At 50.1% G+C, this 14,392-nt stretch carries 8 protein-coding genes and 5 pseudogenes; 9 read left to right on the top strand and 4 right to left on the bottom strand.

Annotated features, from left to right (window positions below; translation table 11 throughout):
• A partial coding sequence (locus HQL52_17790) for an IS1380 family transposase (protein MBF0371299.1) occupies nt 1-920 on the bottom strand: 920 nt, incomplete at its 3' end.
• A gap of 161 nt (nt 921-1,081) precedes the next feature.
• Here HQL52_17790 and HQL52_17785 point away from each other — a divergent pair.
• The 9 genes and pseudogenes from HQL52_17785 (at nt 1,082) to HQL52_17745 (ending at nt 9,039) form a co-directional block, all read left to right on the top strand.
• The gene (locus HQL52_17785) at nt 1,082-2,596 is read left to right on the top strand and encodes a hypothetical protein (protein ID MBF0371298.1); all 1,515 of its coding nucleotides are present in this window, start codon (nt 1,082-1,084) and stop codon (nt 2,594-2,596) included.
• 406 nt (nt 2,597-3,002) lie between these two features.
• A complete protein-coding gene (locus HQL52_17780; protein MBF0371297.1) occupies nt 3,003-3,605 on the top strand; it encodes a hypothetical protein in 603 nt (200 codons plus the stop codon).
• A gap of 53 nt (nt 3,606-3,658) precedes the next feature.
• Nucleotides 3,659-4,375, top strand: a complete 717-nt coding sequence (locus HQL52_17775) for a hypothetical protein (GenBank protein MBF0371296.1) — start codon at nt 3,659-3,661, stop codon at nt 4,373-4,375.
• Between the two features lie 179 nt (nt 4,376-4,554).
• Nucleotides 4,555-4,752, top strand: a pseudogene (locus tag HQL52_17770) (S-layer homology domain-containing protein).
• A pseudogene (locus tag HQL52_17765) lies at nt 4,747-4,944 on the top strand (S-layer homology domain-containing protein). Before HQL52_17770 ends, HQL52_17765 begins: the two co-directional pseudogenes overlap by 6 nt.
• 216 nt (nt 4,945-5,160) lie before the next feature.
• Nucleotides 5,161-5,748 (top strand): annotated as a pseudogene (locus tag HQL52_17760) (formylglycine-generating enzyme family protein).
• 318 nt (nt 5,749-6,066) lie between these two features.
• Nucleotides 6,067-6,900: pseudogene (locus HQL52_17755) on the top strand (formylglycine-generating enzyme family protein).
• A gap of 312 nt (nt 6,901-7,212) precedes the next feature.
• Nucleotides 7,213-7,716, top strand: a pseudogene (locus tag HQL52_17750) (formylglycine-generating enzyme family protein).
• A gap of 453 nt (nt 7,717-8,169) precedes the next feature.
• Nucleotides 8,170-9,039 carry a formylglycine-generating enzyme family protein gene (locus tag HQL52_17745; protein MBF0371295.1) on the top strand — a complete coding sequence of 290 codons (870 nt, stop codon included), beginning with the start codon at nt 8,170-8,172 and terminating at the stop codon, nt 9,037-9,039.
• 581 nt (nt 9,040-9,620) lie between these two features.
• Here HQL52_17745 and HQL52_17740 read toward each other — a convergent pair.
• From HQL52_17740 to HQL52_17730, 3 genes are read right to left on the bottom strand one after another with little or no spacing between them, the layout of a single operon-like run.
• Nucleotides 9,621-11,984, bottom strand: coding sequence for a hypothetical protein (locus HQL52_17740; GenBank protein MBF0371294.1), 2,364 nt, complete (start codon nt 11,982-11,984; stop codon nt 9,621-9,623).
• Nucleotides 11,974-13,167, bottom strand: coding sequence for a hypothetical protein (locus HQL52_17735; GenBank protein MBF0371293.1), 1,194 nt, complete (start codon nt 13,165-13,167; stop codon nt 11,974-11,976). Before HQL52_17735 ends, HQL52_17740 begins: the two co-directional genes overlap by 11 nt.
• Complete coding sequence (locus tag HQL52_17730; GenBank protein MBF0371292.1) at nt 13,167-14,150, bottom strand: hypothetical protein; 984 nt, start codon at nt 14,148-14,150, stop codon at nt 13,167-13,169. Before HQL52_17730 ends, HQL52_17735 begins: the two co-directional genes overlap by 1 nt.
• Nucleotides 14,151-14,392: the final 242 nt, after the last annotated feature.

Here is a 14,392-nt window from a genome sequence, read left to right as displayed (position 1 = left end):
TGGGCTCCCAGGTCGAAAAGCTCACCTATATCAAAACCATTCTGGTTTTTCTCACCTACGACCCGCCGAAAACGGTAACGCTTCCCTTCGTACTCCTGCTCCTCGTAAACGCTGAACAGAGAAACGAACTTGCCGGGTCGGGTCTCCTCCCAGCACTCCTCCTCTTCGGCTATGGCGAGCCAGGGCGTCATGTCGGCGGTGCGAGAATTCCATTTGAGGATGTAATCAGCCCCATCTTCAACCAATTTGACCCGTGTCTCCAGGGCATCATGGGCGCTGTCGAGCCGTACCAGCAGCGGCCCCTTGCTCAACCGCCGCGCCTGGGCCAGCACACTCCCGAGGAAAGGAATGAACCCCTTCTGGCTGTGTTGTTTTCCCTCACGAAATTCTGTCCCGACGCACCAGCCTTCTTCCCCCATGTAAGCCACAATGGGCGCATATCCATCGTATCCCTTGTACGTACGCGTCACCCCAGCCTTCTTCGTGCCAGAGTTGTCCATGGGGAAAACATCCATGTCGATGGCCACATGTCCCGTCGCCAGCGGCGTCACCGGAACTTCGGCATTCACCATGAAATCAACCGTACAGCGGGTGATGACCGGCAACCAAGCTGCAGCCCCGTCATCCAGTCGTTGCCGCATCCGGGAAATGGAGGGAACTCGCCGAATTCCAAGAGACTCCCGGAAAAAATCATCCTTCCGAAACTGAGCAATGGCCTCAAAATCGCTTTTCCCCTGGCACAATAAACCAAGGTAGCTTCGGGCTACATCCCCATGGGATATCCCGTGCCGCAATGACTGCGCTCGCTTCAGCTCACCATCCAAATCCACGAATCGTTCAAGCGTAGCCCCGAACAGCGCCAAGCCACTGTGGGATGTGTAGATTTCCTGTTCCGAACGCTCAAGAATGAACCGTTTCATTTCACCTCCCGGGTGAGCTTCAAAGCAGTTCACATTATGCCATTTTTCAACATATTTTCATATGGTTGCCGACGATTCTCCATCACTGGAGTCACGGATTCAGGTTCGCTATACAGGGGTGTAAGAAGGTATATCAGGGCGGACTGAAACAGAAAGCAACGGTGTCATTTGAAGAAGCCAAAGCACAGATAGAAAAAATACCGGAGAGCGACGAACGCCAGTTTATGTCGATCTACCAGGAAAACGAAAAGTCCGGCATGGATCCCATCGATTTGGTGAGAATTCAAAAGCTCATAAAGAAAAAATCAGGAATTACACAGGGTGAGTTGAACAAGGTGATCAAAATGACCAAGGAAAATAATGCGGAGGAATCCCTCACACATCATGATATGGCGGAAAAAATGACCGATGAACTCACCCTGTATTCTGGTTCCAAGCCGGTTTCATCTGGTGGGTCAACCTGGACAGTTTCCAAGAGTGGCGTTTGGGAAAAGCGAAACAATATGGTCGTGGAGGTGGCACAGCTATTCAACGGTGAACAAAGATGCTCTAGGGGATCAGAGTATGGCTTGATCGCTAATCACGTGTATGCCTTGACGGATAATCCTGACTATTTCAATCAAGCCCCTATTGGAGTGGCATGTTCACAGTTTTTCCACCGGCTTGATGAAAATGGTTCATTCCATGTCGAATCATTACATGCAAATCACAGACAACAATTTGCGCTTTCCGTAGAGCCGTTAAATGCTCAAATGCCGATAATGGATGAGTTTCTGACCCAATCGTTTTCCGGGAGTGAAGATCAAATCCAAATGCTCCAGGAGGTGACCGGAGCGACACTCTTTGGATTGATGCCTGGCCTGCAACGGGCCGTTTTCCTGAAGGGGCCTGGGGCATCTGGCAAATCAACCTTTCTGCGTATCTTAGAGGCCTTGGTGCCCAACAAATTCAGAGGGGCAACCGATCCGTTCAAATGGGACCAAGAATATTACGTCGCTGCACTTGCACATAAGCGATTGAATATCGTTGGAGAACTCCAAGATGACAGACCCTTACCGGCGAACGCCTTCAAAAAGGTGATCGGTGGCGATGAACTGGAGGGGCGGAACCCAACGCTGCGGCCATTTACGTTTAAAAACACGGCGGCTCACTGGTTCAATGGAAACCACTATATATTCTCCAAGGAACGATCCGATGCTTTTTGGCGACGGTGGGTTTGCATCGAATTCAAAAATGTAGTCCCTGAAGCCAATCGTGTGGCCGACTTCGACCAAAAGATAATATCCAAGGAACTTCCACAGATTCTGTACTGGGCGATGTTAGGGGCGCAAAGGGTCGTCCAACGGGGCGGAAGAATCAAACTATCTGCTACCCATTACCACATGATTGAAGAGTGGAAAAACAAGACATCATCGATCCGTGATTTTCTCCATGACCATAATGTGGTAAGGCTGGGCGGAACCACAAAGACTCGCCGTTCCGATCTGTATGAAAGATATAAAATATGGTGCTTGAGCTCAGGGTACAAGCCCATTTCCAGGCCAGGGTTCGGTCGTGAGCTGGAGCAATGTATTGACCTTGGGATAAACCTTTCCAAACTCAACGGATACGATGTGGTTTTTGGTGTCTCTCTCTCTGCGAACCCCCCAACGCATATTTTAACAGTCGGTAGATAATGGGGCAGCGCTTCGTATTGCTGGGTGAGGTTTTAAATTCACACAATGGTGAATGAACGGTTTACGATATGGCTCCCGTTAATTTAACCAACGATCCGTTAATTTAACGGGAGTCCATTAAGCCCGCAAATGCCCGAACGTACGGGCCGTTTTTTACACATGGATAGCATGTAGGTACATGCAGTAAGCCGGTACAAAAGCAAATTCCTGGCACAAGTGGGAAAAGTGGGTGTTTACCTTGGCATGGTCATATGGAAAAAAAATAATTCTCCGTTTTTATTTCCGTAAGGGGGTATACCCGTGTAAACGTCCACTTTTCCCACTTGCGTGGCGATCGTTAAATTTAAATTTCCCTCAATGTGTCTGCACACAGAGTAACCATCTTTCCAATAGGGTTCGGCAAAATATGGGCGGCTTCGGTAGCGGTGGGCACAATAATCAGGGGTACGGAACGGTTGAAGATACAATCCATCTGCATGTGAAAGATTTTGGCCGTCAAGACGGAATGGCAATTGGCATGAAGGGGACGATCACATGGGGGCAGAAATGTGCCGTTCTTTTCTACAGGAAGGCCGAGGATCTGTTGATGTTGGCGTACCGTATCCAATCGGCCCACGGCAAATTCACGGACGTTAAGCAATCCATCCGTATCGTTGGGTTTCCACGTCACCTTGGTGGCCAGGAACGCTATTTTATTTGCCCTGTCATCGGTTGTGGCCGACGCGTTGAGAAGCTTTATATCCCACAGGGATCATTCGGTTGCCGCCACTGTTTCCGACTCTCCTATCGATCCCAGCGGGAGCGTGGCATTAACCGGATATCGTCCAAAATGGACAAGCTACGGATGTCCCTGGGGGATTATCTGTTCAAACCCCCATACATGCGGTGGGAACGTTATGAACGGCTGATAAATGAATTGAGCGACCTGGAGAAGCAGGGCGACCGGATCATGGAAGCAGCCATGGACCGAATGATGAAGCGGGTTGGGCCTTTTGAAGGGATATTCTAGAAATGACAGGAAATATTGTTGAGCTTAAGAGGATTGAACCTGTGATCACCCCTATGACACCCTCAGATATGGTGTTGCCCTGGGAAGACCCGGAAGGCTACCGGGAACTATTGGACGCTATGAATGCTGATCACAAGCCCCAGGGGGCGACGGAATCCCATCTGGTGGAAGAATTGACCGGAATTGTCTGGCGCAAACGGCGATTGGTCCTTGCGGAACGGGCGGCCAGCCAACGTGGGCTCAGTGCCGCTGCCAGTGGTTATCCTGGGGATCGACTGGCCCGAAATGCCCTTTCCCATGTGACCGGCTGGCCCGACATGGAATGGCCTGAAGAAGCAGTACGTGCCACACCGGAGGAGACGGACAGAAGGCGGGCGGATCTGGACGCCAACAAGGCCACTGTTGAAAAAGCAATGCGAACCCTGAAGGCGAATCGAGCTGGGGCGTATGAACGGGCGTTGGGGGCACTACGGGAAGATATAAGGGAGTGGTGGGGGGAAACTTTGGAAAACGACGACAGAGAACGATTCACAGCCAACGCTACCAGTCTGTTAGCCTGGTTGAAAACCGAGGTGACGGATTGGTTCACGGCGCGTTACCAGGAGTTGGACAATCGGCCTCAGATCCGCATGCAAGCACTCGGTGAAGCCTTCGACCCTCACCGCTTGGACAAGCTGGCCCGACACGAAATCCACCTGGACCGGAAGTTTGAAAAGACCTTGGCTATGCTCCTGAAGCTGAAGGAACTGAGAGAGGCTTGTGGTGCCTGAGTTCCAGCCCATCACTGTTTACTCACGCCCACCCTTTCACCCCTCGCAACAAGTTCTCCACACGGACAATCAGAAAACTTTCGGCACATAAAATATTTTATCTTGCCGCATAGGCTCAATGGTGGAAAAATCCAATACTATTATTTTCCAACCAATTTTTCTCTACCTGAGAGCCAATCATGAAAAAAATCACCGCCACCTTCTGTGTGTTAATCCTCCTAATCGTGCATTTTAACCATGCGTTGGCCTTTACGGACGTTCCCAGCGACCATTGGGCCTACGAAGAAATTGAAATCCTGGCTGAAGCTGGTATCACCCTGGGCTGCGATTCAGAGAACTTTTGCCCGGATAACACCCTGCAACGCTCTGAAATGGCCATTTTTCTGCTACGGGCCATCTATGGATCCGATTATATCCCCACGACCGGTACCGGAACCGTTTTCGATGATGTTTCCTCAAGCTATTGGGCTGGAAACTATATTGAGAAATTTGCGGAACTTGGCATAACGAGCGGCTGTGATTCCACAAACTTTTGTCCCAGCCGTGAAATCACGCGGGCTGAGATGGCGGTTTTTCTCGTGCGATCCAAATATGGGAATTGGGATGAGTATCAGCCACCAAATGCGACTGGCACGGTGTTCGGAGACATTTCAGTCGATTATTGGGCAGCCAATAACATTGAGCTGCTGGCATCCGAAGGGTACACAGATGGTACCATTGAGCCAGGCCGTGAATGCGAAGGAGAGGGATATTTTTGTCCGAGTTTGACCATCAACCGTGCTGAGATGGCCGTTTTCCTTGTTCAGACGTTTGAGTTGGGGGCATCCAGTTCATTTTCGGTTACCGAATACGAAAGCAACTCCCTGGGGATGAATTTTACACTTATTTCTGCTGGCATCTTCGAGATGGGTTGTGAGGGAGAGGAAGGCGAATCTGGATATTCATGTTCAACCAATGAAGACCCTGTTCATACGGTAACCATTACAAATAATTTTTTCATGCAATCTACTGAGGTAACGCAGGAACAGTGGGAATCCGTGATGGGGGAAAATCTTTCATATTTCCCCAACTGTGGAAATGATTGTCCTGTTGATCAGGTTTCTTGGTATGACGTTCAAAGCTTTATCACTGCCTTGAACGAGTTGGGAGAGGGAACGTATCGATTACCAACAGAGGCGGAGTGGGAATATGCATGTCGGGCAGGGACCACTACCGCTTGGTCATTTGGGGATGATGATGATCAATTAGAAGAATATGGCTGGTATTATGGGTCGCGCCTGTACGACTGGCAACCTCATCCTGTCGGAGAATTGTTGCCGAATTCTTGGGGTTTATATGACATGCATGGCAATGTGTATGAATGGGTTCAAGACGTTTATTCCAGCACTGCCTATTCCACACATGCAGATGAAGATCCTACCTATGAAGGAAGTGGATCCTACCATGTGTTGCGCGGTGGGTCATGGGAATCCAGTGGTGGGCAACTCCGTTGTGCCAGTCGCGCAACGCTTGGAAATGGAGGTGGAACATTAGGAGTACGATTGGTGAGGGAGCTTGACGCATTTTCAGACATTGATAGAGATGGTGTTGGAGATGATCAAGATGCTTTCCCATATGACTCAACCGAAACTATCGACACCGATTATGATGGGGAGGGGGATAATTCTGATACGGATGATGATGGAGACGGTATGTCGGATGAATTTGAAAATGAATATGGCATGGACTCTCTCAACTCAGACGATGCATCAGATGATTTTGATGGTGATTCATTTACCAACCTTGAGGAATTCCAGGAGGGTACAGACCCAACAGATATAGATGATCCTGGTTATCTTGGCATGGAATTTGTGCTTATCCCCGCTGGAACATTCGAGATGGGGTGCGAATATGAATATACTGAATCAGATGAACCTTGTAGTACGGACGAATCTCCTCTCCACACGGTTACCATCACGGAGAGTTTTTATCTTCAAACTCTTGAGATATCTCAAAGGCAATGGGAATCTGTGATGGGTAGCAATCCTTCCTATCATTCCACCTGTGGGATTGATTGTCCTGTAGAGAATGTTTCTTGGGACGATGTTCAGAATTTTATTATCGCTGTGAACAACATGGATGAGGGAACTTTCCGGCTCCCTACTGAGGCAGAATGGGAATACGCATGCCGCGCAGGAACTACCACCTCTTGGTCGTTTGGGGATGATGAAGAGCAACTGGAGAATTATGGTTGGTACGCTGGGTCAGCTGATTATGATGGACAACCGCATCCAGTCGGAGAATTGTTGCCGAATTCTTGGGGTTTATATGACATGCATGGCAATGTGTATGAATGGGTTCAAGATATCTATTCCAGTAATGCCTATTCCTATCATGCATCTGAAGATCCTGTTTTTGAAGGAAGCGGCTCCAACCGAGTGTGGCGTGGTGGGGCATTTTCGCAAGGCTCTGAAAGGTCATCCTGCTATGATCGTTATTCTTATAGTTACAGTGAAAGCAGTATCCTGGGATTTCGCTTGGTACGAACACTGGAAAATATAGATTCTGATGGAGATGGCATAAAAGACGAACAGGATATATTTCCTGACGATCCCACCGAAACCATTGACACCGACCAAGATGGAGTCGGGAATAATGCTGATACAGATGACGACGATGATGGAATGCCAGATGAGTTTGAGGACCAATATGCTTTTGACCCTCTAGATCCAAGTGATGCTTCGGATGACATTGACAACGATGGATTATCCAACTTGGAGGAATATCAGCAAGGTACTGACCCGAGAGTAGGCGAAGGAACAAATCCCTCTGATAGCTCTATTTCAAACTCTCTTAGCATGGAGTTTGTGCCTATTTCCGCTGGAACATTTGAGATGGGATGTGAGGGGGATGACAGTCAATCTGGGCATATATGCAGTAACAGCGAAGACCCGCTCCACACTGTGACTATTTCCAAAGATTTTTATCTCCAAACGACTGAGGTGACACAAAGACAATGGCGGAATGTGATGGGAACCGCCCCCTTTTATTTTCCATATTGTGGGCCTGAATGTCCGGCAGAGAACATTTCGTGGAATGATGTTCAGGATTACATCGTGGCCTTAAATGAAATGGATGAGGGTACATATCGGCTGCCAACTGAGGCGGAATGGGAGTACGCCTGCCGGGCTGGCACTTCAACCGCCTGGTCATTTGGGGATGATGAGGAACAGCTGGAGAATTATGGTTGGTACGCTGAATCAGCTGATTATGATGGACAACCGCATCCAGTCGGTGAGCTTTACCCCAATCCATGGGGGCTCTATGACATGCATGGCAATGTCTACGAGTGGGTTCAGGATTACTATAGCCCCTACGCTTACTCTACTCACGCCGCTGTGGATCCGGTTTATGACGAGTTTCAGCCCACATATGAATATGAACAAAGCCAGGGAATGGTGGAACGCGGTGGCAGCTTTACCAATAATGCAGACTATCTACGCTGTGCCACTCGCCGTTACAATATGGCCTCTCATAGCCGGAGTATTTTAGGATTTCGCTTAGTATGGATCCCAATATCGGACTCTGATTCTGATGGTGACGGTGTTGATGACGACCACGACGCGTTCCCTTACGATTCCAGTGAGACTATAGATACAGATCAGGATGGAGTTGGGAATAACACTGATACAGATGATGACAACGATGGTGTGGATGACGATCAGGATCAGCTCCCCGACGACCCCCATGAGATAATGGATACTGACCTTGATGGAATAGGAAATAATGCTGACACCGATGATGATGGCGATGGTATGTCGGATGAATTTGAGGAAACATATAGCCTGTCACCACTAGATAGCAGTGATGCTGATATTGATAGTGATGGGGATGGCTATACTAATCTTGAAGAATACCAGCAGGGGACAAATCCGATAGTGGCCATATCCAATTCTCTGTCTATGGATTTTGTACGTATTCCCGCTGGAACCTTTGAGATGGGATGTGATGGTGAAGACAGTGAGACAGGGTACTCTTGTGGCTTCAACGAAGACCCCCTCCACACGGTGACCATCACTCAAGGGTTTTATCTGCAAAAGACTGAGGTAACCCAAGGCCAATGGGAAAACGTGATGGGTAGTAATCCTTCAACGTTTAGCAGTTGTGGAAACGATTGCCCTGTTGACAGCATTTCTTGGAATGACGTCCAGGAGTTCATCACTACCTTAAACGCCCTGGACGATGGGACCTACCGGCTTCCCACTGAGGCAGAATGGGAATATGCATGCCGGGCAGGGACTACGACCGCTTGGTCCTTTGGTGATGACGAAGATCAATTGGAGAATTTTGGCTGGTATCTTGATAATTCTGATGTGAATTATTCAGGAGGCTATAGTTATAACGAAAGGTCGATTGGAACCCATCCAGGAGGGGTAAAATCACCCAATGACTGGGGTCTTTTGGATATGCATGGTAATGTCAATGAATGGGTTCAGGATGTTCACTCCAGCTATTCAAACCATTCGTCCGAAGATCCCGTTTACGAGGGGAGTGGTTCCAGTCGGGTGCTACGCGGTGGCTCCTTGCTCAATAGTGCTGAGGGCCTACGTTGTGCTTATCGTCCTTTCTACTTGCCTGACACCAGGGACATACATCTTGGAGTGCGTTTGGTGATAACGCCATAGGTACCATCTTCCCTTAAATTGACGACACCATAACTTGGATCCTGGGCATACTCCTGAGATCATAAAGTTGCCACAGAGGGAGGTCTCTGGGCAAACAACGAGATGGATGTCCAGAGTAGGAACACACCACAGACTTCCCTGTAACCGTCTTCCTGGCCGTCAACTTGCTGGTTGGGGATTCTCTTACCACAGCGACCGCCCACCTCATGGCTATGTGGACACCCACAGCGAAGAAATTTGACGGTACTTTTGACGGTACATCGCGAACAGTCTAGACAGCTTATACTTCAAAAACAAACTGTTGCGATCGAACTTATAGTGTGCTCGGCTCCAGCGGTTTTGAGGCCCGTACCAAATTGTAGGAATCATGGATTATTCATAAAAATCCGATGGTTTCAGATTTTAAAAATCCGATGGTTTCAGATTTTATCAAGCACGGTAGGTTTTCGCCATGGATCGCATATTTCCTTTCCTGTTCACCTTCCTGGCCCACTACTTCACGCACAGGCATAACACCGAGATCCGGCTTCTGAAGGCCCAGATCAAAATCCTCATGGACAGAGTGCCACCAAGGGTATCTATCATCTGCATTGATCCGCAAAATGGAGCAAAAAGCGGAATCGCTCAACATCATAAGGAAGCACCTTGTTGTTCGGTATATAGTACTCGGTCAGTGCGCTATTCTTCAGATTCCTGAGTTTTCTTTTGCTGTCCGGCCTGTCTGCGTGCATCCAGATGTCGGCGGTATCAAAAATCACTTTTACGAGATAGGAGAGCCTGATAGCATGTTTGCTGGATGAGTCGTTGCCGATAGTGATATTAGCTTGAAATCGTTCAAAGTAATGGTTGTAGTCACTGGGTGTCAGGGATTCACCGTTATGGCCAACCCGAAGAAAGATGGTCATGAACAGGTTGGTGAGAAGGTTGCGTTCGACATTCAGGTTCAACCCATATTCAATCTCGTCAGTCTCATCGCTGAGGCATAAACTGTCGATTGTCGCCGTGATTTGCGATTGCAGGGTGGCCAAATCAGGGACCGATATACCTTCCAGACTGTCCCCCTTGAACAAATTGAACAGATGTACTGTCAGATGGATGGCTTGGCCTTCACAAACAAACCGGGCTTCCCCAGCCAGTTTATCGGGAATGGCTTTCCGTTCTTCGCTCAAGCAGTTGATCGCACGAGTCAGCCACATTTCAATCCGGGGCAGATCCGTACTCAAATTCTGGATCGAATGGCGTAACGCTACGGTCGTAAGATAGGCCGATTCACGGCCTGTGTTTCTGTGATTTTCTCCTCTATTGGCGATTTGCCAAGCCTGTTCCCCGAGTACTGCTGCCAAGTGCCAATTGCCTCCGGTCGCAAAAAGTACTCCGAAAACGATGAAGAAGGCGTAGCTTGTTGGATCCTCCTGTTTCACTTTTTCGAGAAGATCGTGATAGTCCTGAGAAGATAGACGTCCGCTCTCCCGCTCTTTCAGCAAGGACCATAGGAGATTCCGCGCTTCAGGATAGCTTCGGAACGTCAAAAGCGGCACATTGCGCGGCGGCGGTTGATTAGAGTCCTTAGGCTTGGCAAAAAATAGCTCAATCCCTGCCAAAGTGGCCACGCCGACGAAGACAGACCATGTATCCCAACTCTTTTGACGTAGTTCTCTCTCAAGGGCATTCAATAGACTTTCCACGTCCTGAAGCAAGTCTTGAAGTGGCTCTGGAACGCCATCCTTGGGGACATCACTCAAGTGTGTGGTCAATGCATACCGGGTATAGCCCTGCCATGCGCTTTCGAATTCCACCACGATTTGAGGATGAGTCTTTAATACCTGAGCCGCAATTTCCCCCAAATCTTTATTCGTCAGATCATGCAAATGGGGCATGTTGTCCTGGCACCCCTCGGCCAAAGCGCACGGCTCGGCCAGAAAGAGGTCCAACCACTTACTGAATGCCAAGTCTGTCGAGTGGTTGTCGCCACTTTCTGCTATATCCGGCAACAACACCTCAGGTTCCGCCAAATAGGCCCGTGGATGGCGCAGAAAAAGGTCGGCAAAGGAGTGCTTTATTCCTGGAGGGAAGTAGGATTGCGCGGCTTCATGCATGGAGACGTCGCCACTGATCATCACCAAGCGGTGTGACTTGGCGCGGAACCGGCCATTGATCCATTCCAGGTGTGCCAGTGCCGTGGCGTCGTCAATTAACTTCAGATTGCTCGTATTCGGCGATTTGGTCTTTTTCAGCCGATCAAACCAAGCTTCCCGAAACTCACGGAGACGCAGGAAGCATTTCATTTCGTTCTGATCAATGCTCAATGCCTCTCGAATGATGGGGTCACCCTGCAACCACCCCTCATGCTCCTGCACAAGCGCCAGAGGTGCAATACAGGAGTGGTTTAATATCTCCCCAAAACGGCGTAGCTCGGCTGAGGCCCCTGTCTGCCCCTGAAGAAACACAAATAGGGTGGGAGCGGATGCCGCAAGGCGTTCAAGGCGCTTCTCCTGGTTAGGTTCTTGTTTCAGTTCCTCAACGAGACTCCGAACGCTGAAGAGTTCCTGATCAGCCGTCTCCTGTTCATTTTTTGCATTCTTGGCTACCCTGGCGAATACTCGGGCGACCTCCTGGTCATAAGGCGGCAAAACTATGAGGGGGCAGCCGTCGCCGTTGAGGTGATGGAAAAAGATAAAGCGCGCCAATGCCCAGCCCAATGCCACCGACACTTCTTCGTCTTCCCCAGGAAAGATCTGAGAATAACCTTCCTTTCGATTACCTGACGGTAGGGCATTGTTCAACGTATCGGTGTACAGCACGACAATGTCCGTATCTACTGCATACATCAAATGGCCGCCCTGGTTGATGAAGTGGCGGTCCATAGCGCGCGGCACCAACGCTTTCCTCTGCTGGGATGCTGCACGAAACAGGGAGGCCAAGCGGATGATATTGTCATTTGACATGGCATGACTCCATTGCTCCAGGAAGCCCGAAAGCCTGGGCGATTCCTCTCATCGTCGAGCCACCAACCCCGGACTTCTCTCGAGTGCCGGGCACCGTTGTTCCGTCAGAGGTCTCCCTGCCAGAAGATAACACGACTTCTGCGTTGCAGATCATCGTTGTGAACTGTGCCTGGACGGTTGAATCACATACCTCCTCACAGTGGATCAAGGAACGCATCCGCAACATGCTCAGTGTATGAACCCCTCTGTATGAAATGTTTTCCAGAAGAATGAACGAGAAAAATCCCCCGCTCTCCTGGTTCGGGCGACGGATTCTCAACGCCTCATCGTTATCCTCCACAAGAATCAGAGGCGGATCATCTCCAACTACAAGCGCATGCAACAACCAGTCGTCCGTGTCCTCAACGGGGAATCCCGGTTCAAAACAAACGAGATCCAGCAAGCTGTCTGCAATTCTTTGCAGGCCTACCGCATCCAAAACATCCCGTCCCAGCCGGCGTTTCGCCGCCTCGTTGGTCCGATACTTCCGAAACATGAGATGCAGAGGCCCACGCAAGCGGTTCAGGTGTAGCATCCAGCCATCCGGGTCGGCCCGGCACAGGGAAATGAGGGCAATTCCAGCATAGGCAAAGCCGGTTTCTCGGAAGGGGCGAGAATCGATCAAGGCTTCCAAGCAAGCCTTAGCCTCAACTCGTGGTGTGGACAGGCGGGCTGTCACCAGAAGGGCAGCAGCAAACAGCTTGCGCTTGCCGGTATCGTCCAGGTCCTGTCCAAAGAACCCGTTTCCTATTTTGCCCGGGAGTACCCGGAGAATCTCATATGCACCTACGGCCACAGCTATTTCCAGGAGGTGTTCAAAGATCGGAATATTCTCCGGAAAGGAGTCCAGGGAGGCCATCACGTTGGCCACAGCCAGCCGGAACTTGGCTTTTCTTTCGGCTTGCAGTCGCTTATAGAAAACCTGTAATGCCTCCGCAGGCGTTTCCCACCGGGCAAACTCCGCTTCGGCACCGGGAAAGCTCCAGGCCCCCACCCCTTCGAAAAGGAATTGCTCCAGGCCAATCCGCAACCAAGCCTCAATGTCGGCCAATTCCATCCCATGGAAAAGCTCAACGGTTTGTTGCGTCGCTCCTTCGGTACCGTCGAGGCTTTCCCCCAAATCTGGTTCTTCCCAATCTTCCATTAGAAGTTGCTCACATGTTGGAGAATGACAGCTTGGTTGTTCGAAACTCCTCCACACACCCGACCGGCAAAGGCCGGATGATTATCCTCAATTGCCTGCCCCCTGGTGTTGGCAACGACTCCGAGGGGTTCAATTTTTACGCGCCCCCCCACATCAGAGGTCGGAAGCGACTCACACACCCACTCTCGGTAACCGTCTAGCGCTCCATTTCCCCTAGCCAGCGCCTCCAGGTCAACAGTAAAACCCCAGTGGGCTTGGGTTCGGTGGCTGGAATGGTCGGCTCTGATCCTGAACCGGTCATTGCCGCCGTCCCCTACCGTGGGTCTTTTCCCACGACCATTGATCACAGCCCTGCTGGGCAGATGGACGGCCAGTAAGGCATCTCCCGACCCGTTATCTATCAACCCTAGCACATCTCGTGCCCGGTCCGCCGCTCCTGCCCCCGTTGGGGGGGGATCAGGAGAAACCCAGAGCAAACCTTCCGGATTGGCCAGAAAACCGTCATCACTGAGTCGGATTGTCTGGACGCCACTTACCATCAATCTACGATGTATGGCATCCACGCTGATATGATTCTCTCCTGCAAGACGCTCCTTATCGTCATCATGAAGCAAAAACCTTACAAATGGGTCTACTTTCTTAACGGTAAAAAAAACTGATGGATAAGCGGATCCGCTAGATGCAACATGTTGGCAGCGAAGGCGAAAGTCGGGTTTAGTTCGGGCAGGCTGAAAACCTGGTGCTTGTTTTTGCGTCAGCAGGATCAAGAGGCAATTCAACAGATCTTCTTCCTCATTGCCGGTCATACCGGTACCGCCAGGCCGGTTCATCCAGCGGTGCAAGGCTTCCCACCAAGCCAATAAACTACGGGCCATGCCAGAGGGAATCAGTCCGTCCTGAACAGCAGATACCAAGTTGCAGAGCACGATCTGTCCACGGGGAAGAGACGCCAAACGCTGTAGGAAGAGTTGACTAGCTGCCATCGGGCACCTCAAATCGACGATGCGGTCATGCTTCAAGTTTATGGAAGCCTCAAGATACCTTATGGGAAACCGGGAGCACAACAGTTCACAAGTAATGGCTGGACAACTGCGTCGTCGGCAATGAATGCGTGTTTGACGTCGAATTCCTTTGGGAGTATCTATGATCTGAAGTTTCACCGATTCATGTAGCTTTGGATCATGCGGCCAAGCCCAACAACACGGATACCAAAGGATTTCGTGAG

The organism is Magnetococcales bacterium (assembly GCA_015232395.1).
Lineage (GTDB): Bacteria > Pseudomonadota > Magnetococcia > Magnetococcales > JADFZT01 > JADFZT01.
The sequence above is the reverse complement of the archived record's forward strand: the minus strand, read 5'-3'. Positions and strand labels throughout refer to the sequence as shown.

Coding starts and splice junctions, on each gene's coding strand:
- HQL52_17780 (MBF0371297.1), top strand. CDS start 3,003: ATGGGCGGCTTCGGTAGCGGTGGGCACAATAATCAGGGGTACGGAACG.
- HQL52_17775 (MBF0371296.1), top strand. CDS start 3,659: ATGACACCCTCAGATATGGTGTTGCCCTGGGAAGACCCGGAAGGCTAC.
- HQL52_17745 (MBF0371295.1), top strand. CDS start 8,170: ATGTCGGATGAATTTGAGGAAACATATAGCCTGTCACCACTAGATAGC.
- HQL52_17740 (MBF0371294.1), bottom strand. CDS start 11,984: ATGTCAAATGACAATATCATCCGCTTGGCCTCCCTGTTTCGTGCAGCA.
- HQL52_17735 (MBF0371293.1), bottom strand. CDS start 13,167: ATGGAAGATTGGGAAGAACCAGATTTGGGGGAAAGCCTCGACGGTACC.
- HQL52_17730 (MBF0371292.1), bottom strand. CDS start 14,150: ATGGCAGCTAGTCAACTCTTCCTACAGCGTTTGGCGTCTCTTCCCCGT.